21 protein-coding genes and 1 pseudogene are annotated in these 24,342 nt (G+C 43.1%); 13 read left to right on the top strand and 9 right to left on the bottom strand.

Annotated elements, in window-relative coordinates:
• Positions 1-42: 42 nt before the first annotated feature.
• The 4 genes from kdpA to V7L01_RS10215 form a co-directional block, all read right to left on the bottom strand.
• A complete protein-coding gene (kdpA, locus tag V7L01_RS10230) occupies positions 43-1,788 on the bottom strand; it encodes a potassium-transporting ATPase subunit KdpA (protein WP_335034350.1) in 1,746 nt (581 codons plus the stop codon).
• A gap of 385 nt (positions 1,789-2,173) precedes the next feature.
• Positions 2,174-2,512, bottom strand: a complete 339-nt coding sequence (locus V7L01_RS10225) for a type II toxin-antitoxin system VapC family toxin (RefSeq protein ID WP_335034624.1) — start codon at positions 2,510-2,512, stop codon at positions 2,174-2,176.
• A 117-nt stretch (positions 2,513-2,629) separates the two neighbouring features.
• Positions 2,630-2,944, bottom strand: coding sequence for a hypothetical protein (locus V7L01_RS10220; protein ID WP_335034349.1), 315 nt, complete (start codon positions 2,942-2,944; stop codon positions 2,630-2,632).
• A gap of 187 nt (positions 2,945-3,131) precedes the next feature.
• Entirely contained in the window at positions 3,132-4,367 is a 1,236-nt protein-coding gene (locus V7L01_RS10215; RefSeq protein ID WP_335034347.1) for an FIST signal transduction protein, read from the bottom strand.
• A gap of 370 nt (positions 4,368-4,737) precedes the next feature.
• On the opposite strand from V7L01_RS10215, the gene V7L01_RS10210 reads away from it, so the two are divergent.
• From V7L01_RS10210 to V7L01_RS10170, 9 genes are all read left to right on the top strand, one after another.
• Positions 4,738-4,983, top strand: coding sequence for a Calvin cycle protein CP12 (locus V7L01_RS10210; RefSeq protein WP_251956070.1), 246 nt, complete (start codon positions 4,738-4,740; stop codon positions 4,981-4,983).
• An 868-nt stretch (positions 4,984-5,851) separates the two neighbouring features.
• The gene (locus V7L01_RS10205) at positions 5,852-6,448 is read left to right on the top strand and encodes a DUF3177 family protein (protein ID WP_335034345.1); all 597 of its coding nucleotides are present in this window, start codon (positions 5,852-5,854) and stop codon (positions 6,446-6,448) included.
• A gap of 35 nt (positions 6,449-6,483) precedes the next feature.
• Complete coding sequence (locus V7L01_RS10200; RefSeq protein ID WP_335034343.1) at positions 6,484-6,780, top strand: DUF7734 family protein; 297 nt, start codon at positions 6,484-6,486, stop codon at positions 6,778-6,780.
• 85 nt (positions 6,781-6,865) lie between these two features.
• Complete coding sequence (locus tag V7L01_RS10195; protein WP_335034341.1) at positions 6,866-7,201, top strand: hypothetical protein; 336 nt, start codon at positions 6,866-6,868, stop codon at positions 7,199-7,201.
• Positions 7,202-7,325: 124 nt separating this feature from the next.
• On the top strand, positions 7,326-7,598 hold the full coding sequence (locus V7L01_RS10190; RefSeq protein ID WP_335034339.1) for a hypothetical protein: 273 nt from the start codon (positions 7,326-7,328) through the stop codon (positions 7,596-7,598).
• Positions 7,595-7,972: a clan AA aspartic protease gene (locus V7L01_RS10185; protein WP_335034337.1), complete on the top strand. Its 378-nt coding sequence runs from the start codon at positions 7,595-7,597 to the stop codon at positions 7,970-7,972. Before V7L01_RS10190 ends, V7L01_RS10185 begins: the two co-directional genes overlap by 4 nt.
• A gap of 141 nt (positions 7,973-8,113) precedes the next feature.
• On the top strand, positions 8,114-9,226 hold the full coding sequence (gene cbiD / locus V7L01_RS10180; protein WP_335034336.1) for a cobalt-precorrin-5B (C(1))-methyltransferase CbiD: 1,113 nt from the start codon (positions 8,114-8,116) through the stop codon (positions 9,224-9,226).
• Between the two features lie 224 nt (positions 9,227-9,450).
• Positions 9,451-11,073, top strand: coding sequence for a glutamine-hydrolyzing GMP synthase (gene guaA / locus V7L01_RS10175; protein ID WP_335034334.1), 1,623 nt, complete (start codon positions 9,451-9,453; stop codon positions 11,071-11,073).
• Between the two features lie 658 nt (positions 11,074-11,731).
• Complete coding sequence (locus V7L01_RS10170) at positions 11,732-12,136, top strand: response regulator (protein WP_335034332.1); 405 nt, start codon at positions 11,732-11,734, stop codon at positions 12,134-12,136.
• Between the two features lie 213 nt (positions 12,137-12,349).
• Here V7L01_RS10170 and V7L01_RS10165 read toward each other — a convergent pair whose 3' ends face one another.
• Positions 12,350-13,255: a cation diffusion facilitator family transporter gene (locus V7L01_RS10165; protein ID WP_335034330.1), complete on the bottom strand. Its 906-nt coding sequence runs from the start codon at positions 13,253-13,255 to the stop codon at positions 12,350-12,352.
• A 675-nt stretch (positions 13,256-13,930) separates the two neighbouring features.
• Positions 13,931-14,092, bottom strand: a complete 162-nt coding sequence (locus V7L01_RS10160; protein ID WP_335034328.1) for a hypothetical protein — start codon at positions 14,090-14,092, stop codon at positions 13,931-13,933.
• 92 nt (positions 14,093-14,184) lie between these two features.
• Here V7L01_RS10160 and V7L01_RS10155 point away from each other — a divergent pair, with 92 nt between their 5' ends.
• The 4 genes and pseudogenes from V7L01_RS10155 (at position 14,185) to V7L01_RS10140 (ending at position 19,804) form a co-directional block, all read left to right on the top strand.
• Positions 14,185-14,964, top strand: coding sequence for a class II aldolase/adducin family protein (locus V7L01_RS10155; protein ID WP_335034326.1), 780 nt, complete (start codon positions 14,185-14,187; stop codon positions 14,962-14,964).
• 110 nt (positions 14,965-15,074) lie between these two features.
• Positions 15,075-16,175, top strand: coding sequence for an LLM class flavin-dependent oxidoreductase (locus tag V7L01_RS10150; RefSeq protein WP_335034324.1), 1,101 nt, complete (start codon positions 15,075-15,077; stop codon positions 16,173-16,175).
• Between the two features lie 340 nt (positions 16,176-16,515).
• Positions 16,516-17,094: pseudogene (locus tag V7L01_RS10145) on the top strand (DUF3370 family protein); the annotation flags it as partial.
• 604 nt (positions 17,095-17,698) lie between these two features.
• Entirely contained in the window at positions 17,699-19,804 is a 2,106-nt protein-coding gene (locus V7L01_RS10140; RefSeq protein ID WP_335034322.1) for an acylase, read from the top strand.
• 673 nt (positions 19,805-20,477) lie between these two features.
• On the opposite strand, the gene V7L01_RS10135 is transcribed toward V7L01_RS10140, so the two are convergent.
• From V7L01_RS10135 to V7L01_RS10125, 3 genes are read right to left on the bottom strand one after another with little or no spacing between them, the layout of a single operon-like run.
• Positions 20,478-21,854 (bottom strand): MATE family efflux transporter, encoded by a 1,377-nt coding sequence (locus V7L01_RS10135; protein ID WP_335034320.1) that lies wholly within the window; start codon positions 21,852-21,854, stop codon positions 20,478-20,480.
• 25 nt (positions 21,855-21,879) lie between these two features.
• A complete protein-coding gene (locus V7L01_RS10130) occupies positions 21,880-22,911 on the bottom strand; it encodes a sucrase ferredoxin (RefSeq protein WP_335034319.1) in 1,032 nt (343 codons plus the stop codon).
• A 21-nt stretch (positions 22,912-22,932) separates the two neighbouring features.
• Entirely contained in the window at positions 22,933-24,315 is a 1,383-nt protein-coding gene (locus V7L01_RS10125) for a cytochrome P450 (protein WP_335034317.1), read from the bottom strand.
• Between the last annotated feature and the right edge of the window lie 27 nt (positions 24,316-24,342).

Below are 24,342 nucleotides of genomic sequence, written 5' to 3'. Positions count from 1 at the left end.
CAAAAACCAGCGCTCAGACTTTCCGCAAAATCCAAAATTCTATCAGCCGATGCCTTTAGCAATAAAGAAAGCTTCACCAATGGGCCCCAATGCGAGCACTGGGAAGAATGTAAGTGCGCCCAAGATTAAAATCACACCTGCGGTGACGCCTGTAAATAGTCCGGTATCGGTTCGCAATGTCCCGGTGGTGTAGGGAACAGCTTGCTTGCGGGACATGCTATCTGCTAAAAACAGCAAACCCAGAATTGGAATATAGCGTCCAGCTAGTAAACTGAAGCAGGTACTCAGATTCCACCAAAGGGCAGTTGCAGTGGTTTTTGCGCCCGTAGCGATCGCCAAAGGAGAGGGTTGTGAATCGCCCAAGCCTTCAAAGCCAGAACCGTTGTTAGCAGCAGCTGAGGCATATTCATAAATAACTTGAGCAAAGCCGTGGAAACCTGGATTGCTAATTCCTGATAGTTGATCGGGAAATGCCAAGGCGATACCTGCGGGAATCATAATTGCGATCGGGTGAACCAGCAGAATCAAAAAACTAGCAAGTACAACCTCGCGTTTCTCAATCTTGCGTCCGAGAAATTCGGGTGTGCGTCCCACCATCAGCCCTGTAGCAAACACAGCCAAAATCAGGTAAGCAAACAGGTAAGCGGTTCCTGTACCCTGTCCGCCCCAGATAATTTGCAGGAACATATTGGAAAGGGTAATGAAACCGCCGTTGGGCATGAAGGAGTCGTGCAAACTGTTGACTGCGCCGCACATCGTACCAGTTGTACTTACGGCAAACAGTACAGATTGCGCCCAACCAAACCGGACTTCTTTCCCCTCTAGATTCGGTTGCTGACTACCCAGTAGTGCATTCACAGACGGGTTGCCGTTGTATTCACCAATGGCGGTGACGATGATAAATATTACATAGAGAACACCAACCATGCCGTAGACTAACCAAGCTTGCTTAGTATTATTCGCAAACAAGCCATAGGTGTAGATTAGGGCAGTGGGAATCGAAAGCATTGCCACGATTTGAATTAAGTTAGTAAACCCGCTAGGATTTTCAAAGGGGTGTGCTGAGTTGATGGCGAAAAAGCCGCCGCCGTTTTCCCCTAATTGCTTGATAATTTCAAAATGGGCAACGGGGCCACGAGCGATCGCCTGACTGACATTCGGATCTTCCAAGGTAGGGAATACAACTGCACCCGCCAGGGTTTCGGGAACGCCAGCTGCCATTAAGACAATGCCGCCCACAATACAAATAGGTAGCAAAATTCGGGTAATCGAGCGAATTAGGTCTACATAAAAGTTGCCCAACGATCTACCCGTCAATCCCCGAATAAAAGCAATTCCTACCGCCAAACCAGTCGCAGCAGAGGTGAACATATGATAACCAAGTCCCCACATTTGGCTGCCATAGCTCATGTAGGTTTCACCAGAATAGTGCTGCTGGTTGGTATTAGTAATAAAGGAAATGGTAGTATGCAGCGCCGTATCCCAAGTTGGGGCATTTATCCCCGTGGGGTTGAGGGGTAACCATCCTTGATTCATAACGATCGAGAAAATCAGCAATCCCATTGCTACGTTGCTATACAGGATTGCCCGCCCATACTGCCAGCCCGTCATGTTTTCTTTGGTTTTAACGCCAACCAAGGCATAAAGCACTCGCTCAACCGGATTTAAAATTGGGTCGAGAAAAGTACTTTGCTCTAGGTAGACACGCGACATATAGCGCCCAAAAAAGGGAGTAAGCGCTACTACAATTAGTAGCGTTAATACAATTTGAATCCATCCTTCTAGCATTGGATTAGTCGAACTCCGACATGAATAAATTTCAGATGAATATTCAGATATTTTCTGCTATGATTTAAAGCGAATAATGAAGCATTTCGATATCATTATTAACTAACCTGTACCTATGTCCTTTCTCAATCAATCATCGAGCTTTTTATTAGAGAAAACAAGGTATAAATTAATATTTAAACTAGCCTATACAAATAATATATTTGTTTATATATACAAGTCTTCAGAGCGTTTATCTTGATATATATCTGCAAATATAGAAGGACAGCTAAATGCTAAACAAACAGCTATTTGCGCTCAAACAGGAGCATCCCCCTTTGGCGAATAGCCTAGCTGATTTTTAACGTCATGAAAAAAGAGTGCAAGGTGACAACCTCATTAGCTCTCACGGATGGGGTGATGTAAAGCTAGTTGGGTTCACAGGGGTGACTTCAGAAGTGTAGCGGTTAAAGTCTCTAACGTTGAAAGTTAAGATATGGGTTAACCTGTGAACTAACATTGAGGCTACAAGCCTAGCATCGTGGACATTTACACCTGCTACCCCATACTGTAAAATTAATCGCTTCCACTGGGGATAAATCTCAGGTACATCTGGCAGTACCAAGAATAAACCTTCTAAACGCTCCAGTTCCGTCCTGGCTTCAGCTATGGTTAAGCCTAAGCCGTTCCTTTGGGCAGGTCGTGTAGCACTTCGCCAAAACTCTATGAGGTTTTGCGAGGTAATAAAAAGCTCTTCTTAGGCTCCTCGTAAAGTTGAGATTGCGTTCAGTGCATCTGCATACATTGGGTGGTGTGGCTGTACACTTAGTAGTAGTAAATTGGTATCGACAAGATAAGTCACTTAAATATCTTCGTCCTCGTCATCATCGTATATTCCTGCCCGACTTAAAGCATACTCTGATAGTAAGGGCGTATCTCGCCTATGGCTCTCTGCCCATTCCCGAAAAGCTGTTATCCACTCAAGAGCCGTTGCAGTTTTGTAAAATGGTTGCTCGTGTTTTGATTTGATCAATTGCTCAAGCAATGCATCAAAATGTGGCTTAACCATTTCAACAGGGAGCTTAGTTACATTTGCTAACACCTGCACAATGCCTTCTAACTCTTCTCTGTCAGCCTCTGTTAGTAATGGTAGTATTTGATTGTTATTATTTTTCATGCTAGTAGCTCTCCATAAATAATATTTAAATACTGAAATTACTTCCTAGTTTAATAACAGGCTACTATAGCAATCCTAAATCATTCGTGAAAAGTTATATCCCCGACAACTTTTACGAAGTCGGGGAACTGGACACCGTAAATTTTCACAAATTAGATAGGATAGAGTCAGGAATCTAATTCATAACTCATAACTGATTTTGGCGACAAATTCCAAATGCACAAGTGTAGGCGTGTAAGAAGGTTCTGCCACCAACAGGGCCGATTTCACCACCACAGAAAAAGCCGCCTACAGGAATATCGCTGACGTAGCGCCGAAATAGTTCAGAATCAAAGTTGGGTTTTCCATAGAGTCCTTCACCTCGTCCCAGACAGGCAAACATCAAGGCAGCTACGGCAGAGGGTTCAGATTCTCGCTGGGTTTGATAACTTTGGAGGAGTAATTCTAGGTCTTCAGCAGAGGCTTGGGCATCGCGGAGGTGGAATTGCAGCCTTTGTCCTGGACGAACGCGATCGCCAATTGCGATCGCTCCAGCTGTTGGATCGACCCCAAGAATACCACGAATCAAAAAGTCCCCCTGTTGCAAAGCCAGCTTAAATTCATCCATTGCCACACCAACAAACAGAGAGTGCTGTGCTAAAGTCCGTTCTTCTTCGCTGAGACTGGCAATCAAATCTCGCAATACCATTAGAGGTACTTTCTCATCTAACTCCAAAATAATATTGCGATCGGCTTTTGTGACTTGCAATGGTTTGCCAATCGGTCGGCATCCTTGGGCTACAATTGTTTCCAAAACAATATTGCCAGTTAAAGCGATACCAACAGTCCCCTCACGATACAAACTTTGGCATTCCCCACCTTCAGTATCGTTACAAAAAAGGGCAACACGACCACCCATACCCCCACCGCTAGCCTGTCCCCCTACTATTACCGATCCTGGATAAGCAAAATCCAGCCCCTGTAATAAATCGTTGATTCCAGAGGCGAAAGAACTAGATAGCAAGATGAACTGGGGTGTCGGAGATGCTGGCACACCGATCGAGTCAACCCAAGCATCTGGTGAACTGTCTAAGTCAGGTAAATCTTCAGCAACAATATGAAAGACTTGAACCTTCACCCCTGGAAGGTGTGCTAAAGTCAAGCTAATAGCTGGTTCAGCTTCCAATTCTTGGATTTCTCCGTTAGCTGTCGTTCCAATTACGCCTCCACCACTACAGCCAATTAGCACTGGCACAGAAAGTTTCTCAGCTAACAAAGGTAACAGTCGGGAATACTCACTCGTAAAAGCAGACGAAATGAATACCAGTCCTAGATCCGCAGGTGCTGTTAACGATGAGACAGCTTGTTCCACCACATCTGTAACAGCTGCTTCCAAAGAATGACGGGTTGATAGGGCGTTTGCCCACTGCATTTGGTCTGCCATGAGTTTTGGGCTTTTTTCTCTTTTTAGGCTAGTAGGTTTTGATTTTTGATTTTGAGAAGAATTGCATCCCACAAGAATTGACGCCAGCCCTTTGTTTCCTCCATCCCAAGAAGCTGGGGTTATCATTCCTTAATACATGCATCTAAATATATTGTATGATTGTTTATCTATGGTACCGATTCCACAAAATCTTAAAAAATAAAGATGAATGCATTATAGATATGGCAGTTTACTGTATTGGTTATAAATCAATAGGCTAAAATACTAACTTATTAGCTGAATGGTTAGAATGGTTAGTAATCAAGCTAAAATCTGCCATTTCTGAAGTTTTTCTATACTAGTATTAACAACACACAACGAGACTAAAGCAATGACCAACATCCAAGAAACAGCAAAGGGCGACATCCAAGAGAAAATTCAAGAAGAAGTGGAACAAGCGCGTACTGTCTGTGATGTAAATGGTAGCAACTCACCAGAGTGTGCTGCTGCTTGGGATGCAGTAGAAGAATTGCAAGCCGAAGCTTCCCACAAGCGCCAAAGCAAGCCAAAAAATTCTCTAGAACAGTATTGTGATGACAACCCAGATGCAATTGAATGCCGGGTTTACGACGACTAGAAATTTAGGCAAGTGAATTTTCTGTTCGTTTAGTAAACAAACAACCAAAATTTACTTACTCAAATTTTGCACTCTCACCTCACTCTCGCCTAAAATCTTACTCCCCTGTTTCATCATTTGCCCCAAAAGGGAAATATTTGGTGAAATATCTGGAGTTACGGATGTAGAAGGGTTAAAATTTGAGGTTTTTTTATCTTAAAAGGAAACTTTTACACCCAAAAAAATTGGGGTTTTGTCCGAGAGTGCTGAGTATATAGTCGGTGGGTGGGTTTTGGAACTCTTCCTGACGCTACTTACAAATAGGTGCAAAATCTGAGATGAGGATCTTTGAGTTGCTTGTTTTTTAACAAATAGAGAGATTGAGGAAAGTGAATTAAACAATTTACCATTTAATACCTTTTCCAAAAATCTCTACAACAAATGAATTGACCGTAGGGGCGTACATCTGTATGCCCCTACAAACGTATTTATAGTATAAATTGGGGAGTCACGGACTTGCACAAAGAAGTTAGAGGATGTTTGAAAAGTTTTCTTCTCGGTAACAAAACATTCTAGATCCCCCTAAATCCCCCGATAAATTGGGGGACTTTGATTCCGGTTCCCCCCTTTTTAAGGGGAGCCAGCGCGGTCTTGGGGTCTCCCCAAGTGGAGCGACTGGCGTGGGCTAGGGGGGATCGGTTGTGCCTAAAATTATAGTTAACCACTTTTCAAACAACCTCTTAGAGCGCAGTCTTGAGGCTAGACTTTGTGCTTTGATTAAAGTGTTATGTAATATAGATGGACTATTAGCTAGCTAATAGCTTACAGTTTGTCAGTTATGGATCTTGTTCTTGGTTAAAAATGTTTTATTTATCGTTTGAGAAAAACTATGGACTTTAATATTTGGTTTCGCCCTTTCGTCTGGATTGATTACCGACTGGCAGTATTGTTCCTGGTAATTATTCCGCTAATTCTACTGATTTGGGCGTTTGTGCAAAAAGCAGAAGGCATACAACGCTTATTGACTATATACTGGCGAGTATCAAGCCTGGTGGCAATCACAATTTACTTAATGATTGCTCAGTATCCAGTTAGCTTTATCTCTGGGTTGATAGCTCAGATTTTGATCCCGATTTCGCTGTGGTTCTGGGTGGATATCAACGATGAAATTGAATATCAAACCAGTGGCTCTTTGAAATTAATTTTTACTTCTTGGCGCTGGGCTACAACTGTTTATTCTATTTTGGGTACACTAGCCTTTATCCCTTTTTTGGGTTGTGCTTTTTCTGCCAGTACCCTGAAGACTCCCTATTGTAGCGTCTGGTTTGAGGCTCCATTGCTATTCAAAGAATATTTCCATGCTAATAGCAAAGCTGAGTTCTTAGGTTTTCTTGGCATAACTAGTTTACTAATTTATGTGCTTTACTTAAGCTATTTTGTTTTAATTAAGCTGGGCAAGCAGGGACGTTCGGCCACACCACAGTAAGCATCATTGCACTACCATACCCCACTCTAAAAAAAATGGATTCCATTGGCAAGCGACTGGAACAATACACTGCTAAACGCCCTCAAGAAGTTCTACTTGTAACGGTGGAAATTGCTGATGAGCAAGATACAATTGCCATTTTCAAAGGCTTTTCCAGTTCTTTGATGCGTCCAACGGCTTTTGATGCAGATGTACCAGTTATGCCAGATGGGGCAAACATCCTCAATATTGACCGAGTAGGCAGTCCTTACAATCCTGAAGCACCCCGTTATATTCAACAAGGAATTTCTTGGGAAGCTATGGAAGCTCTATTATCAGAAGTAGGAATCTAACTAATTCGTAATTCGTAATTCGTAATTTTACGGCAAGGCTGACTTTGAGATTTTTGATAGAGAAATGTCTATCAAGGCTTGTTGAATGAGTAAACAGGAACAGTACTTTCGGAAAATACTTGAGTACAAAGAGAGATTCCGTAAACTACCAACCGAAAAACTTAGGCGGCGGTTACAGAATAGTGGTGGTTTTCTTTATAAAGAGGCAGCGATCGCCCTTCGAGAATTGGTAGAAGAGAGAGAACAGCAGTTGCTTGAAGAAAACACTATGGAGCGTATACGCCTCATTCGTAGTTTGAGTGAATTAGACGGTACTTGCTATTTTGAGATATTGCCAGGTAGGTATGAAGGAAATTGCTGGAATCAAAACTCTGTATTCATTACAGAGGAAGTTTTTGGTTATTTTGAGGGAATGAAGTAGGAAAATTCCAGTCCCGATCCGTTTATTGGGTAGCTTGGTTTTATCTAACCGTAGGCTCTGAGCGAAGCGAAAAGCCCCTAGCCTAAAATAGAAAAATTAGAGGCGTGAACACGAGGCTATTTCTATGACAGTTCGCCAACCCCGCTACGGCAAAGAAGAATTCGCTCGACGTGGCGATGAGATTTATGAATCTCAGGTGCGCTCACAGGTTGAAGCAGATAATCATGGTAAGATTGTGGCGATCGACATCGAAACTGGAGCTTTTGAAGTCGATGCTAGTGAAATCGCTGCCTGCGATCGCCTCGAAGCCCGTCACCCAGACGCTCAAATCTGGATTGTCCGCATTGGTTCTCGCTATGTTCGTCGATTCGGCGGACGCATGAAAAAAGCCGTATGATCGCCGGAATCGTTAACGCGGATTTTGAACCGATTATTTCACTTTCAGTTTGTGGTTCCGATGGCAAAATTTACACACAAGATGCGATTGTAGACACAGGCTTTAACGGTTGGCTTTCACTGCCTCCAGATTTGATCGCTCAGTTGAATCTGAGATGGAAGAGGCGAGGACGAGCCATTCTTGGAGATGGGAGTGAATGCGTTTTCAATGTCTATGAAGCAGTATTAGTTTGGGATGGAGATATTCTGACAATCCCGGTCGATGAGGCTGATTCAGAACCACTCGTCGGGATGTCCCTGATGGAGGGTTATCAGCTAATGATGCAAGTATTTGAAGGCGGTCGCGTCGAACTCAGCAAAGTAAACACGGTCTAAATTGCCCGTTGCACGCCGACCGTATTGAGGGAGGTAGAGAGAGAACGTTACCCTAAAGGAAGTAACTACAGTTGATGTCGAAATTGCCGTCTAAAACTGTCTTTATTTTTGAAGAATTATTTTGACTTTTAAATTTACAAAATGTCCCGTTCTGGATACACACTTCCCGTCTTTGCGTGCGCTGCTGCTGTTGCAGCTTTACATTGGTTACGCGATCGCCAATCCCTAACTTTAGCATCTATAGATTTGATTGAACCCGCTCAAATCGCAGAAATCCCCATTGAACAGGTAGCAGGACTATCAGAAAGTACAGCTTTAGCGATCGCTCGCAGCGATCCTGGTGATAATCTCGATTTGACTAAAGATACACCGATTTGGGCGCTGGTGGAGTGGAGGGAAGCAGGGGAGCCAATAATTATTAAAGGTGGGGAAGGGATTGGCAGACAGATGAATGCCGATGACAAGCCAGCTATTTATGCTTATGCTCAAAGGCTGTTGCAAGAGAATTTGCAACGAATGCTAGCACCGGGGGAAAAAATCACGGTGACGATTATTCTACCCGAAGGGCGATCGCTTGCTGTTAGAACTTCAAATTCTGCTTTTGGTGTGGTTGAAGGACTTTCCCTTTTAGGCACAACTGGCATTTCTCAACCCTTGAGTACACCAGATCAGCTTGCAGTTTTTCGGGATCAATTACAAAATAAAGCCAGTCGTTTCGAGAGTTTAGTATTCTGTATCGGCGAGAATGGCCTAGATTTGGCGCGTAAACTAGGGATTAATCCCGAACAATTGGTCAAAACTGCTAACTGGCTTGGCCCAATGTTAGTAGAAGCTGATGTGCTGGGCGTGAAAGAAATTTTATTATTTGGCTATCACGGTAAGCTGATGAAACTAGCCGGAGGGATTTTTCACACCCATCACTACTTGGCTGATGGACGGCGGGAAATTTTGGCAGCGCACTGTGCGATCGCAGGTTTAAAATCACCAGATATCCAAGCTGTGTTTAACAGTGCAACCGCTGAAGCCGCACTAATATACCTAAAATCACTAGATGCATCAACTGGTAGTGATTGGGTAAGTCAAGTTTACAGTGCGATCGCCGAAGCCATCGATGTCCGTTCTAAAGAATACATTCAAAGTCATAGCGAAAAGGGCACAGAAGTAACAATCTGTGGCTCTATCCTCTTCGATCGCGATCGCAAAATTATCGTGAAGAGTAAAACTGCTGGTCTGTTGATGGGAAAATTATGTTAATTTATTATGAATAATCGTAAACAATCCAAATAAATAATTTCTTAAGTAACCACTCTAGGGTAAGTTTATCGTTTTAATACCATCTCCGACTCCCGGACTAGACAAACGCACATAAACTCGCGTTTGTAAAGGCTCTCTATACCATTATCAGCCAGCCCAGGCTGAATAATAGCATCACCATAGACCACAAAGCATCTATCCTTAACAGGCATAACACTCCCGTCATGAATACAGCGGTGACTCTACCAACAGAACAAGCGCCCCAAACTTTGGAAAATTTTGGGCGGCTCGATCGCCAATTGATTGTAATTCTGGACTTTGGCTCTCAATATTCTGAGCTGATTGCCCGTCGCATCCGCGAGACTCAAGTATACTCGGAAGTTTTGTCGTATCGCACTACTTCTGCACATTTGCGCCAACTCAATCCTAAGGGAATCATCCTTTCCGGTGGGCCGAGTTCGGTTTATGGTGATAACGCTCCCCATTGTGACCCAGAAATCTGGAATTTGGGAATACCCATTTTGGGTGTTTGCTATGGGATGCAGTTGATGGTGAACCAACTCGGTGGGGAAGTGGCAAAGGCCGATCGAGGTGAGTACGGCAAAGCCTCATTATATATTGACGATCCCACAGATTTGCTCACTAATGTCGAAGATGGCACTACCATGTGGATGAGTCATGGAGACTCAGTTACCCAAATGCCATCAGGGTTTGAATTGCTGGCGCATACAAAAAATACTCCCTGTGCTGCCGTTGCCGACCACGAAAGGAGGCTTTACGGCGTTCAGTTCCATCCAGAGGTGGTGCATTCTGTTGGCGGTATAGCATTAATTCGTAATTTTGTCTATCACATCTGCGATTGCGAACCCACTTGGACAACAGCAGCTTTTGTCGAAGAGGCAATTCGAGAAATTCGCGCCAGAGTTGGTGAAAAGCGGGTGCTGTTGGCGTTGTCTGGTGGGGTGGATTCTTCTACCTTAGCGTTCTTGCTGTATAAAGCGATTGGCGACCAACTGACTTGCGTATTTATCGATCAAGGCTTTATGCGAAAGTATGAGCCAGAGCGGCTGGTAAAGCTGTTCCAAGAGCAATTTCACATTCCTGTAGAGTATGTAAATGCTCGCGATCGCTTTTTAGCTACGATTGCTGATATCACCGATCCTGAAGAAAAACGTCGCCGTATCGGACACGAATTTATCAGCGTATTTGAGGAAACATCCAAACGCCTCGGTCACTTTGACTATCTGGCTCAAGGGACTCTTTATCCAGATGTGATCGAATCTGCTGACACCAACGTCGATCCCCAAAGTGGTGAGCGGGTAGCCGTGAAAATTAAGAGTCATCACAATGTTGGCGGTTTGCCCAAAGACCTAAGATTTAAATTGGTAGAACCACTGCGGAAACTATTTAAAGATGAAGTCCGCAAAGTTGGGCGTTCCATCGGTTTACCAGAAGAAATTGTCCAACGCCAACCTTTTCCCGGGCCTGGTTTGGCAATTCGCATCCTGGGGGAAGTCACATCTGAGCGATTAAACATTTTGCGCGATGCCGATTTGATTGTCCGGCAAGAAATTAACCAACGCGGGATGTATCATGATTTCTGGCAAGCATTTGCTGTATTGCTGCCAATTCGTAGTGTTGGCGTTATGGGGGATCAACGTACTTACGCTTACCCCATTGTTTTGCGGATTGTGACCAGTGAAGATGGCATGACTGCTGATTGGGCCAGAGTCCCTTACGATGTACTAGAAGTAATTTCCACTCGGATTGTGAATGAAGTGAAAGGGGTGAATCGGGTAGTTTATGACATCACCTCTAAGCCGCCTGGAACCATTGAATGGGAGTAATCAACTTTTGAGTTGACTTAACTAAAAACTCATCACTCTTTGCTATGGTTCAAATTTATTACAGTAGTGTAGATTTACATACAGCAGTTTGCAAGATAATGAGGTAAATTTTTTCAACTCTAGAGCCAAATATAAAGCCTATTTTACTCCCAACTCCTGCTGTATTTCCAAATGGCAATGCCGCCCCGATCCGTTTTAAGCCTCGGCATTGTCTATTTTTTTGACTTTCGGTTTGGAGAAAACCCAATACCGCAGCGGCTCCTTTTTTAAGGCTTGCTCTAATCCCCTTCTTTTTAAAGAGGATTTGGGAGGATCGAGCCTTAACTCTTGCGTATTGATTTTAAAAGCCTCCATCAAAATCCAAACCTGTTAGTAATAAAGCAGTCAGTAATTAACAAGATTATTCTTGAACCTCAACTATTCTTTAAAGTTAATTTTTTAAATGTAAAGTAATTTAAACACCAACATAATTTTATCCAGTCAATAATTATAAATGTCAGCGAATAATTAACCATCAATTGGATGGTGGCTGGACAAATTGAATTATTGTCTAGAAAAGTAGGCGCGATCGCAGTAAAATTACCAATGGTGTGGTCACTGAGGAAAAAAGCAGCTCATTAGAAATTACTTTCATTTAATCAACGTTAATGGCGATGTTATGGAACCTCCTCTCCCCCTTGCTGGCTTAAACATCCTCGTAGTTGATGATGATGACGATAGCCGCTTTTACATTACTACCGTGTTGGAAGCTGATGGAGCCACCGTTATGGCAGTTGCATCGGCAGCGGTAGCATTGAAAGTACTAGCTGAGTTGCAACCAGATGTCTTGATTTGTGATATTGCTATGCCTGGTGAAGATGGCTACACCCTCATCCGCAAGATCCGGGCGTTAAAGCCCGATATTTGGGGGAAACTCCCTGCTATAGCTTTAACTGCCTATGGCGATAGCGAATATCGTAGCCGAGCCTTGGAAGCTGGCTTTCAGACTCATGTGGCTAAACCAGTCGATCCAGGAGAACTAGTTGCGATCGTCGCAAATTTGGTTGCTTCTGATAAGAGTTAAAACAAAGATGCAGTCATGTGTCGGTCATCTTTTCTCATGTTCCCGATCGTACTTCTTAAACGAAGAAATCAAGGTTCCATAACATAACTTTTGGTAAGGTGTTGGTTGGGAAAAAAGGTGTTGGTAATAACAAGTTTTTAAAGGCAGAACTGTTTCATCCTTTAAAAGGCGCTGCTTTATATTTCAACAGGGCATGATTTGGAATTGCTGAGACTATTTAGCTCCAGTTTCAAAGCTAATTTGCTCAGACTTATATGCTGGTGGCTCGACGTGAATTAAAATCCTGACTGGACGGAACCGTTCTTCTAACCGACTTTCTACTTCTTCGGTGATGTGGTGAGCGGTTTCTACATCTGGTGCATCTACTATTAAATGCATTTCAATAAACACTTGACGGCCAAGAACGCCGCGAGAAGCAATATCATGACAGTTAATTACACCTGGAACAGAAGTAGCGATCGCATGAATTGCTTCTGGTGCGATCGCCATTTGGTCTACAAGCCAAGGCAAATTCTCCTTTAAAACTGACCAGCCGCTCCAAAATACCAACAAAGCGACAGGAAAAGCTAACACCAAATCCATCCATTGATAACCTAGCCAAACTCCTATCAAGCCAGCAATTACAGAGATTGTCACCCAAATATCGCTCATGGTATGTGTCGCGTCAGCTATGAGGATTGAGCTACCTACCCGCCTACCCACGCTACGTTCGTAAAACGCCACAAAAATATTCACGCCCAGCACAATTAGTAATAACCACAACTCAGGTGGCGATATTTTTATCGGTTCACCACCACCTTTGAGAATTCGTTCGATTGCTCCTTGCAGAATTTCAAAACAGGCTATTCCTAAAAATGAGGCAATTCCTAAAGCTCCTACTGCTTCAAATTTACTGTGTCCGTAGGGATGCTCGCGATCGGGTTGTGGAGAAGAAAATTTACTCGCAATTAACCCTAAAACGTTGTTGGCGCTATCTGTCACACTATGCAATGCATCAGCTAGCAAACTCAAAGAACCTGTCCAGTAGCCCACAAGTGCTTTCAATCCCATTACAAATAGGTTGAGCAGTAGGGTAATAATTAAAACCTTTTGTACTTCGGCGCGGTTATCGTAAGTCATAGATAATTTATTACATCAAGTTCTATGACTTCTAATGTAGAACTCAAAATACAAATAAACACAAATAAAGTGTATCAAACTCTTACGCAGTAAGAATTATATCTCTCTATAGTCTCTATGTTTTATACCAAGTTGTTGAGATTCTTTTTAACTAACAGCAGCTACAAGCTGGATAGATATTAGTAATGGCTTTACAGATAACAGCATATTTTTAGCATTAATTCCAGGAATATTTTAATTAATTTTGTTATTCATACATCTACTTAAGTCATACCAAATTGTATTCAAAGATATTATGACAACCATCAGCGGACTATACTTACTCCGAATAACTGACGAGCTTAGGGACTTCCAACTAAAAAAATATCCCATCGCTTTGGCGAGCTGGCGTTGCAGGACAGGGAGAATCTAACGATCGTCTTCGCTCCCAAGATTGAATAATTTAATTTCTGGAGTTCCCCAACACTCTCCTCAAGTATATTTTCCATAATACTTACTCTACATTGAGCTTGCTTATTTAAATGAACTGTGGTAGGTTCATCATAATTTAAAATACTGTAAACCGATTGATTTGCCGTAATATGCTTGGCAGTATCATTACTCTAGTTAATAAATTTGTTCTAACTAGATAGCTGAAAACCTAATATCAGGTAATTAGCAGCGTATTCACACCTATCAGCCAAAAGTTATTTGTAGCTTTGTCCGCTGGACATGATTGAACAATATATATTTGCAGCGAAAACTGCGTAGTTTACCGCCGTAGGCATCGCCTACCGACCCATAACCATAAATCGTTTGTTGTCTCGCTAGTTTAATGGTGAAGCGATGTCTATCCACAAACCTTGACGCTCTCCTTTCTGGCTAACGCTTCCACCAACAATGAGGCAACACTGTACGTCTACCCAATCCATACGTAGGAGTTGAAAATCATGGTGCAAACTTCTCCCGTCCGCCCTAGCAATCCCTTCCAACCACCGACATTTGTTTCTATTGAATCAGAGCGTCGCCATCGCCAAGAACGCTTGGCAGCAGCCTTTCGGGTATTTGCGCGTTTGGGTTTTGCTCAAGGATTGGCAGGACACATCACTGCCCGCGATCCCGAATTTAGCGATCGCTTTTGGGTCAATCCCTTTGGGATACATTTCAGTCGCATTCGCGTATCAGACCTGATACTGGTGAATAGTGAAGGTCAGGTAGTCCAAGGTGAAGGCAAAGTTAGTCAAGCAGCGTTTGCCATTCACTCTCAAATCCACGAAGCCCGCCCCGATGTTATAGCAGCGGCTCATGCTCATTCCTTCTACGGCAAAACTTGGTCATCTTTGGGTCGGTTGCTCGACCCGATTACCCAAGATTCCTGTGCTTTCTACCAAGATCATGCTCTATTTGATGATTTTACAGGCATTGTATTGGAGACAAGTGAAGGAAAACGCATTGCTCAGGCACTAGGCAATAGCAAAGCTGCGATTTTACGCAACCACGGAATATTGACCGTGGGACACAGTGTGGACGAAGCAGCTTGGTGGTACATCAGGTTAGAGGACACTGCTAAAGCGCAATTGCTAGCAGAAGCTGTAGGAAAACCTGTCCCGATTGACCGCGACATCGCCTTAAAGATCCAACAACGCGCTGGTACTCACCAAGCAGGCTGGGGTGGATTCCAGTATTTGTGGGATGAAATTACCCACGATCAACCAGACTTGTTTGATTGATTAAGTATTGGGCATTGATTATTAATTCTTCCCCCCCTGCTCCCCCTGCCTCCCCTGCCCCCTGCCTCCTGCTCATCCCCAGTCCATAACATTTTCAGGAGATATTAATTATGCCAGTTGAGTTTATTGGATTGATCCGGACAAAACCGGTTTCGGAATTAAATAGTACATCGGGTGGTCTGGGCGATGACATCATCGATCCAGCTTACGTTCGTGAATTTGCCAAAGCCCATGAAGAAGGAGGCTTTGACAAAGTATTGATTGGCTATAGTTCTAGTAGCCCTGATGGTTTAACTATTGCTAGTTTTGCTGCTTCAGCAACCGAGAGATTGGGCTTTTTGATCGCTCATCGTCCGGGTTTTGTAGCGCCAACTTTGGCAGCTCGCAAGGCAGCTACCCTCGATCATTTTACCAACGGCCGGATAGCAATACATATCATTACCGGTGGCAGCGATGCTGACCAGCAAAAAGATGGCGACTGGCTGGATCATGATAGCCGCTACCGCCGCACCGATGAATATTTAGAAATCGTTCGTCGCGTCTGGACAAGCGACACTCCTTTTGATTACGAAGGCGAATTTTACCGCCTCAAAGATGCTTTCTCTGCGATCAAGCCACTGCAAAAACCCCACATCCCGCTTTACTTTGGTGGTGCATCTGGCCCAGCCGTACAAGTAGGAGCCAAACACAGTGATGTCTACGCCTTGTGGGGTGAGCCAATTGCCGCAGTTAAAGAACGAATCGCAGAGGTACGTGCTGCTTTACCACCCGGTCGTTCCATTCGTTTCAGCGTTTCCCTGCGACCGATTCTTGGTGCTACAGAACAAGAGGCTTGGGAGAAAGCACATAGCATTTTAGCGCGAATTCAGGAGTTGCGAGGAGGGGCGAAATTAGCTACCCCAGCTAGACCCCAGGCAGTAGGATCGCAACGTCTGCTAGATTTTGCAGCCAAAAATGAGGTTTACGATAAGCGTCTCTGGACACCGATCGCAGCAGCTACTGGTGCGGCAGGTAACACCACAGCTCTGGTGGGTACACCAGAACAAGTGGCAGAGGCTTTAGTTGATTACTACGATGCAGGTGTGACTACCTTGTTGATCCGGGGCTTTGATCCTCTAGAGGATGCGATCGCTTATGGGCGTGATGTGATTCCTTTAGTACGTGCAGAAGTCGCACGGCGAGAACGGCAAACAGTTGGGGTCGGGAGTTAATAATCATGGTGCAAACATCTGCGTTAGCGGTCTGTCAGGCGAAGTTTGACAGGTAAAGGAACGAACCAGGACGCAAAGAGGAGGACACTTCCGTGGGCGGGTTTCCCGGCTTGAGGAAAGTGTCCGTCCTAAAGGAAGAAGGAAAAAAGAGAAATAAAACAACCGAAGGATTTAAGGAAGTTGTAGTAATAACTTGTTATATTTGATACTACAACTTTTTTGACGTTCAAATTTATGCTAGCTAAATTACGATCGCCTGTATTTATATTTATATTAGAACTTGCTCTAACTCAAACCTTTGGGTGCACAACTCATAAAGATAATTCAGCGATCGCTCAAACTTCACCAAAGTGTAGCTGGTGTGTCTAGTGGTTCCCAGTGGCAAGCAAAGCTGGTGGATAATCCCCAAGCCACAAATCTGACTATTCCCCAGCGTGGCAAAGCTATTTCCTATGCTTTAGACACATTGCTCAGTGGTCGATTGGGCACTCAACAAATCCAAACGGCCAAAATGCTGGTACGTTATCCCGATACGGCATACGAAGCACATGGTAATTATGGGGTGGAATATAAACTCACCTTACCGTTAAGCAACAATACCAACCAAAACCAGACCGTGACTGTTACTTTAGAAACACCTTTGAAGGAAGATAAATTATCCCAAGGTGGTGTGCGTTTCCGCAAACCATCCCTAGATTTTCCTTTCTTCCGTGGTACAGTGCGACTACGCTACTTCGATGACCAAGGTCAACAAAAGACACGCTACGTACATCTATGGCACAGAACTGGTCAGGTGTTAGAACCATTGGTGCAGGTTGTACTTCCACCTTCAACTAAGCGGATAGTACAGGTAGATGTGATTTATCCACCAGATTCGACACCACCCCAAGTGTTGAGTGTAAGAACTTTAGAAAAGTGAGAAGTGAAAACTGTAGGAGTCAGGAGTTGTTATAACATCTTGCCCTCTTTACTGTAAGATTATTGCTAATTGATAGCATTAATTTTACCATCAATCGCCAGCAACAATTATTACAATGACAGTGCAAGAAGACGAACTCTGAGATGATGTTGCCAGAATGTTGTATGTGATGCTACTTTAGACAGCCTTGAACTCACTTAATTGAATAAATGCTGTTTCTGGTTTTTTGAAAGTCCCTAAAGGATACTCTTCCATCTTTGATATAAATTCTCAACAAAGTGGTATTGTTAGATCAACTTAAATCTGCTTTGTCAAAGTCACTTGCGTGCCAATACCTTTCGGTTAAGAAATTTCTTGGTTGAGGCAGGGGAGGCAGGGGAGGAAAGAGGGTTATTAGACCTTTCGCATAAATAAAAAATAAGAACCCCACCCCGCCAAAGCTACGCTTTGTCTCCCCTCCCGAAGAGCGGGGAGGGGTTGGGGGTGGGGTATTAGGGACTTTTGCAAGAGGTCTATTGTTCAGTAATTCTTCTCTTCCCCTGCTTCTTCTTTGACCAATAGCAGTTTCAGTCACCAGGCGTTACATCTGTACATGGTGGTGTTAATGAGGATTGATAGTTTACTCAGAGTTTACAAAAGAAAATCAATACGCGTTTTACCCTTAATACTCAGTTTAATACTGGTTTTGTTGGTAGGAAGCCGCACTATGGCTGTACCAACAAAATCCACAGAGATATTATGGGATACCTATGGTGTGCCGCACATCTACGGTAAAGATGACCAGAGTGCATTTTATGCTTTTGGTTGGGCACAAATGCAAAGTCATGGAGATTTGCTTTTGCGTCTCTATGGTCAAGCACGGGGACGCGCAGCCGAATATTGGGGAGAGAAATACCTCGATTCAGATCGTTGGGTACAGACTGCGGGAGTACCAGAACGCGCTCATTCTTGGTACAAAGCACAGAGTCCAACTTTTCGCAGTTATCTTGATGCTTTTGCTACTGGAATCAATGCTTATGCAAAACAAAATCCTAACTTGATTGACGATGGAGTTGAGGTGGTGCTACCAGTCAAGGCAGAAGATGTCATGGCTCACTTACACCGGGTACTCAATTTCACCTTTGTGGTCAATGGGGAGGAAGTATTAGACCTGAGCAAAGAAAAGTTGCAAGCAGGATCTAATGGTTGGGCGATCGCACCAACTCATACTGCCAATGGGAACGCCATGTTGCTAGCAAACCCACATCTACCTTGGTCAGATTTATTTTTGTGGTATGAAGCCCAAATCAGCGCACCAGGAATTGATGCTTATGGGGCAACACTTGTAGGCATTCCCGTATTAGCGATCGCATTTAACCACAACTTAGGTTGGACTCACACCGTTAACACCTATGATGGTTGGGATATTTTTGAACTGACACTGGCAGGTAATGGGTACCGCTTTGATGACAAAGTTCGTAACTTTCAGACAAAAACTCTTTCCTTAAAAGTGAAGCAGAAAGATGGCTCCTTGCAAGAGCAACCATTAGTAGTGAAAAGTTCTGTCCACGGGCCTGTGATAGTCCAAAAAAATGGTAAAGCCGTGGCGCTGAGAGTTGCAGGTCTTGACCGTCCAGGTGTACTCCAGCAGTGGTGGGATATGGCACGAGCAAAAAACCTTGCCCAGTTTGAAAAGACACTCCAGCGCTTGCAATTGCCAATGTTTACGGTGATGTATGCGGATAGAGAAGGGCATATTATGCACCTATTCAACGGTCAAGTTCCGGTGCGCTCTTTTGGTGATTTTGAATATTGGCAAGGCATAATCCCAGGAAATACATCTAAAACTTTGTGGACAAAAATCCATCCTTACCAAGATTTACCGCGCATAGTTGACCCGAAGAGTGGCTGGTTGCAAAATACAAATGACCCACCTTGGACAACTACATTTCCAGCCGCCATTAAAGCAGATAATTACCCACCTTACATGGCACCTCGGTTCATGGATTTCCGCTCTCAACGTTCTGCAAGGATGTTGGCTGAGGATGACAAAATCTCTTTTGATGAAATGATTGCAGACAAGCACTCCACCCGCATGGAACTGGCCGATCGGATTTTGGATGATTTAATTCCGGCTGCACGCAAGTACGGTAAGGACTTAGGGCAAAAAGCAGCTAATGTCCTAGAAGCCTGGGATCGGCAAGCCAATGCAGATAGTCGCGGGGCGGTATTATTTGCCTTTTGGGTAAAACAGATGGACTTAGATAAGGCGTTTAGTAAACCCTGGAATGAAAATTCTCCACGCACCACACCCGATGGTTTAGCTAATCCTGAAAGTGCAGTTGCAACTCTGCAAGCAGTAGCAGCAGAAGTAGAAAAGACTTATGGGGCGCTTGATGTACCGTGGGGCAAGGTTTTTCGGTTACGGTTGGGTGATGTGGATTTATCTGCCAATGGTGGGGATGGCAAGCTGGGAATTTTTCGCGTACTCAATTTTGCCCCAGGAGTAGAGCAAACTTTCCAAGCCGTTGCAGGTGATTCCTATGTGGCTGCAATTGAATTTTCTAACCCTGTACGGGCAATGGCACTTACCAGCTATGGTAATGCAAGTCAACCCGGATCGCCCCACATTAGCGACCAGTTACAGATGTTTGCCAACAAAAAGTTGCGGACTGTATGGCGCGATCGCTCAGATATTCTTGCCCATCTAGAAGAACGTAAAATATTCTGAGGCTATTGACACTCTCCCACCAAGCTACGCTGTGGTGGGAGATTCTTGTTTCTTAGAAACCCGCTTTTTAGTACAAGTACTATTATTATCTAAATAAAAATAGGCTCAAAAAATTAAATTATCAGAAGATAAAGCCATCTTAATAATTACACATTGACTTCCTTAAACAGCCAGTTATAACTGATTCATAAACCCTTGACAAAGTTCTTAATTTGTAATTAAAAATATTTTTATTGAAACACAAGGAGCATATAAACAGAAAACTTTCTTTCAAATACAATCATTATTATTCATATAAATGTAGCTATGAAACTACCCATCAATTCTCATTATGATAATAGTTATCAATACGTTATACCAATTTAATGTGAAGTTGCACATATCTTGATCCCCCTAAATCCCCCGATAAATTGGGGGACTTTGAATTCCCCCCTTTTTAAGGGGAGCCAGCGCGGTCTTGGGGTCTCCCCAAGTGGAGCGACTGGCGTGGGCTAGGGGGGATCGAATTCTATGCAGCTTCAGAAATAATTGGTATTAGTGGTAAAAGTAACTGATGAAGCCTGAGAGACGTTGAGAATACTAGTAAATGCTGAATTTAAACTACATCAACACAACAAACTACCGAGTAATACATGGGAACGGATAGAATTTCCATGTAATACAGATCCATAATTTATGATGGGTATTCTTTTCTTCGGATTTTAGTTAAATGCTTAAGTTCTATAAATGTCAAGGTTAGTGCAATTAAAAGAACTACAATATTTGTTATCATAATTCCACAGTATATACCTGTAACACCACTGATTTTTGATAAAGTTAGTACTAGAGGAATAAATATAAATATACTATTTAAAAGAATTATAATTGTGACTATTTTACCTTTCCCTATAGATTGAAATAGGGTTGCTCCAAAACTAATAAAGGGCATGATTAGTATTATTAAGCTAAGAATACGAAAATTCAGAAAATCATTGTCATTAAAAGTAACGTCTGGTAACAGCCAACTTAGAAATATTTTTGGGGATAATTGTAGAGGTATCCAAAGTAATGTTAACAACGTAGTTCCACCAATAGCAAAAGTTAAATAAGCTTTTTTGAGCCTGTCATAATTTATAGCTCCATAATTTATACCAATCACAGGTTGCAAGGCTTGCGTAAACCCATTTAAAGGAATGTATGCCAATGAAGTTAATCTCAGGGTTGCTCCGTAGAAGGCTATATCATTATGTGTTCCGTAATGAGAAATTGATTTCAAAACCACGAAACTTTGAACTAAACCCATAACTTGAGTAAGTAGCGCTGGTATTCCCACTGATAAAATAGCAGGCAGTAAATCTATTGCCAGAACAAACTTTTTAGGATCGACTGGGATAGAACTTTTACCAAAAAGAAAATAAGTTAAATTTACAATACTATAAATAACCATTGCAACAACACTGGCAAGGGCTAATCCCTGAATACCCCAGTGAAAGACACTGAGAAATATAATATCTAAAATAATATTAACGCTCACAAAAATGCCTGCAAAGATGCTGGCTAGCCTGATTCTGCCTTCTGATTTTATAATCTGACTAGAAGCTACCGCTAGAATAAAAAATCCTGAACCAAGCATATAAGTCTTAAAATATCTTGACCCCGCAGAGGCAACTTCACCACTTCCTCCCATGAATCTAATGAATTCTTCACCAGAAGTGTAGCTAATAATTGTCACAAACAAACAGATAATAACACTCATTACGATTAAATTGCCAAAGATTTTGGACTGGGTTTTGATATCTCCAGAACCAATAGCTCGACTGAGAACAGAAGCAGAGCCTACCCCAACTAATAGAGCAAATCCAATTAATATATTTGTAAGCGGTAGTGCTAGCGATATCCCTGCAACAGCGGTTTCACCAATAAATTGCCCGGCAAATAAGACATCAGTAAAAGTGTTCAAGCCTAGTACTAGCATTCCGAAAATACCGGGAGCTGATAACTTGAACATCAGTTTAATGAGATTGCCTTGAAGGATCTCATTTGTAAGTTGAGATTGTTTTTGTGCAGTCATTTTAAAGGTTTCAAATTGTTGTTATTTAATTAATCTTGACCAAACGGCTAACGTGATATTGCTTTACCGCTTCTAACTCCATTTCTTTCCCTGAGTTCAATGTACTCATGACCTCACCATTGACTTCAATTCTGGCTTCATAAGCACCTGATATACTGCCATCTGGAAGGGTGAAATGAATGCGTACATCAGCCCAGTTGGCATCATCCTCTTCATGAACTTCTTCTTTTGCCAGCACTTCACCAGTTTTCAAATAGTCCAACCAAGTCCAACCCAACTGCATCCAAATTTCGCGTTCAGCAATTTGCTCAAACTTAGTTAAACCCGCCCATCCTCGGTAGAACTGACGCAAGTCAGAAACTGAACCATCCCGCAGTACTAGTAAATTCAGCACTTCTGGTACTAAATGTCCCCATAAGCATCCTTGGGGTAAATCAACTAGAGTGGGGGCAAACTGATGACCACCAAAATGAGTCGTTTGCCATACTCTTAGCTTTCCATTGGAAGCAGGAGCATATTCCTTGCGTAATCGCCGATACATAGGAGTGCCAAATCTGCCACAAGCAAGGTCAACTTGAGCATGGGTGCAAACCATGAGTTCGCGGATGTTATCAGTTTGTTGTTGATACTGCTGAAACTTTGATAAATCGTTAGGCTGTTGCATCAGCTGCTGGAGTATTGCCGTTACCAAAGCAGTTGTTTCTTCTTCTGGGACAACAAACTCTTGCTTTTCAAACTGAGAAAACATCTTAGCAGGACGATAGTAGTAAAGTACACGGGTGAAGCCAGCGTGGGAGTACTCTCGGTCAGGAGCAATTAACATTGGTCGCAGTTTCACCCCATGTTTGACCACTAACTCTTGGAATAGACCCAACAGTGGCTTTATTCTCGGATGTTCCTGAAAGATGTTTTGCGACCAAGGTTGTGGAAGTTCCATAATTAACCAATGGTCGCAAGTCCCTGCTGTACCAATTGGATCTTCTCCGTTAGCTCTAGAAACCAGCGAGCAAAAACGACAATCTGTCAAGGGAAGTTGATTGGTTTGTTGGGTTTGCATATTTGTAAGTTAGTTGCATATTTAAGTACAGTCAGCAACAAGCTCTGGCGATCGCTCTTGAGATGCACGCCGATTGAGCATTAACATTTTCAAGCCGCTAGCAGGAGGATAATTAACACCTCTAGCCTTGGGTTTTTCTGCTTTTTCTGGATCTGCTAGCGCTAATTTGTAGTGAGAGAGAATTGTTGCTAAAACTAGCTTCATTTCAAAAAGCGCTAATACCTCGCCCGGACAGCGACGAGCACCGCCACCAAATGGTAAAAATTCATAGGGAGAGTATTGTCGCTCCAGAAAGCGCTCTGGCTGGAATTGCTTCGGCTGTGGATATAAATCTTCACGCTGATGTGTCAGATAAATACACCCTATGACTACTGTCCCTGGACTCAATTCGTAGCCCATCACCTGAATTGGCGATTCTACTAGGCGAGGAAATGTGACTACCTGAGTCGGATAAATTCGTAGTGCTTCATTACAGACAGCACTGAGGTAGGGTAGTGCAACAATCTTCATTGGATCTGGGGATTCGCCCAGAGTATCAAGTTCTTCAAGTAATCGATCGCGAACAGCAGGTAAACGGTGAATCCAGTACAATGACCAAGTTATGGCAGTGGCTGATGCATCTTGACCACCGAATAACAATGATGGGAAGATATCCCGTATATCCTTATCAGTCATTGCTTCACCTGTTTCATCGCGAGCAAGTATTAGTTCAGAGAGGACATCGGTGCGCGAGGGGTCTGCTTGCGATCGCCGTTCTGCAATTTCAGTGTAGAGGAGCTTGTCAAATTGCCGTTGTAGGTCAAGCCAATATCCCCACGGACTCCACCGACCTAAATCCCGTCTTAGAAAGGGATAGGACAGGCATAATTTCATCCAGCGAGATCGGGCAAAACTTAATAAATTAGAAAGGAGTTGCCTAAACTGTTCGTAACGCTCTCCCTCATCCAAACCAAATAAAGCTTGTAATATCACCTCAAGGGTAATTTTTTGCACAGTTGGATAAGCGAACAAAGGTTTGCCGATTGCCAGATTGTTCATGACTTTATCTGTAACTTGACAGATACGCTGTCCGTATGCATGTACCCTAGTTCCATGCAGGGGAGGCATCAATAATTGACGCCGATGTTTATGGCGCAAGCCATCAAGCATAAGTAATCCATTGTTGCCCACCAAAAGAGCGCCACCTTGGTTCAACTTACCAGAAGCTGTAATTTCTTTGGCACTAGTAAAAATCTGCTTTATCCCCTGTGGATTGCTTACATATACTATTGGTGTAGAACCAGACATAACAGTGAAAATATCACCATAGCGATCGCCCATAGCATCCATCAAGCCGAGGGGATTAGTCTTAAATTGACGACTGAGCCACTGGGGGGAAGCTTTTGGCCCTTCAGGTAGTTTCATCAGGATTTTTTATTAGTAATTGTTAAA

The organism is Nostoc sp., assembly GCF_036917095.1.
Taxonomy (GTDB): domain Bacteria; phylum Cyanobacteriota; class Cyanobacteriia; order Cyanobacteriales; family Nostocaceae; genus Nostoc.
Note: the sequence above shows the minus strand (reverse complement) of the source record. Positions and strands in the feature narration are given on the sequence as shown.

Coding starts and splice junctions, on each gene's coding strand:
- kdpA (WP_335034350.1), bottom strand. CDS start 1,788: ATGCTAGAAGGATGGATTCAAATTGTATTAACGCTACTAATTGTAGTA.
- V7L01_RS10220 (WP_335034349.1), bottom strand. CDS start 2,944: ATGAAAAATAATAACAATCAAATACTACCATTACTAACAGAGGCTGAC.
- V7L01_RS10215 (WP_335034347.1), bottom strand. CDS start 4,367: ATGGCAGACCAAATGCAGTGGGCAAACGCCCTATCAACCCGTCATTCT.
- V7L01_RS10210 (WP_251956070.1), top strand. CDS start 4,738: ATGACCAACATCCAAGAAACAGCAAAGGGCGACATCCAAGAGAAAATT.
- V7L01_RS10205 (WP_335034345.1), top strand. CDS start 5,852: ATGGACTTTAATATTTGGTTTCGCCCTTTCGTCTGGATTGATTACCGA.
- V7L01_RS10200 (WP_335034343.1), top strand. CDS start 6,484: ATGGATTCCATTGGCAAGCGACTGGAACAATACACTGCTAAACGCCCT.
- V7L01_RS10195 (WP_335034341.1), top strand. CDS start 6,866: ATGAGTAAACAGGAACAGTACTTTCGGAAAATACTTGAGTACAAAGAG.
- V7L01_RS10190 (WP_335034339.1), top strand. CDS start 7,326: ATGACAGTTCGCCAACCCCGCTACGGCAAAGAAGAATTCGCTCGACGT.
- V7L01_RS10185 (WP_335034337.1), top strand. CDS start 7,595: ATGATCGCCGGAATCGTTAACGCGGATTTTGAACCGATTATTTCACTT.
- cbiD (WP_335034336.1), top strand. CDS start 8,114: ATGTCCCGTTCTGGATACACACTTCCCGTCTTTGCGTGCGCTGCTGCT.
- guaA (WP_335034334.1), top strand. CDS start 9,451: ATGAATACAGCGGTGACTCTACCAACAGAACAAGCGCCCCAAACTTTG.
- V7L01_RS10170 (WP_335034332.1), top strand. CDS start 11,732: ATGGAACCTCCTCTCCCCCTTGCTGGCTTAAACATCCTCGTAGTTGAT.
- V7L01_RS10165 (WP_335034330.1), bottom strand. CDS start 13,255: ATGACTTACGATAACCGCGCCGAAGTACAAAAGGTTTTAATTATTACC.
- V7L01_RS10155 (WP_335034326.1), top strand. CDS start 14,185: ATGGTGCAAACTTCTCCCGTCCGCCCTAGCAATCCCTTCCAACCACCG.
- V7L01_RS10150 (WP_335034324.1), top strand. CDS start 15,075: ATGCCAGTTGAGTTTATTGGATTGATCCGGACAAAACCGGTTTCGGAA.
- V7L01_RS10140 (WP_335034322.1), top strand. CDS start 17,699: ATGAGGATTGATAGTTTACTCAGAGTTTACAAAAGAAAATCAATACGC.
- V7L01_RS10135 (WP_335034320.1), bottom strand. CDS start 21,854: ATGACTGCACAAAAACAATCTCAACTTACAAATGAGATCCTTCAAGGC.
- V7L01_RS10130 (WP_335034319.1), bottom strand. CDS start 22,911: ATGCAAACCCAACAAACCAATCAACTTCCCTTGACAGATTGTCGTTTT.
- V7L01_RS10125 (WP_335034317.1), bottom strand. CDS start 24,315: ATGAAACTACCTGAAGGGCCAAAAGCTTCCCCCCAGTGGCTCAGTCGT.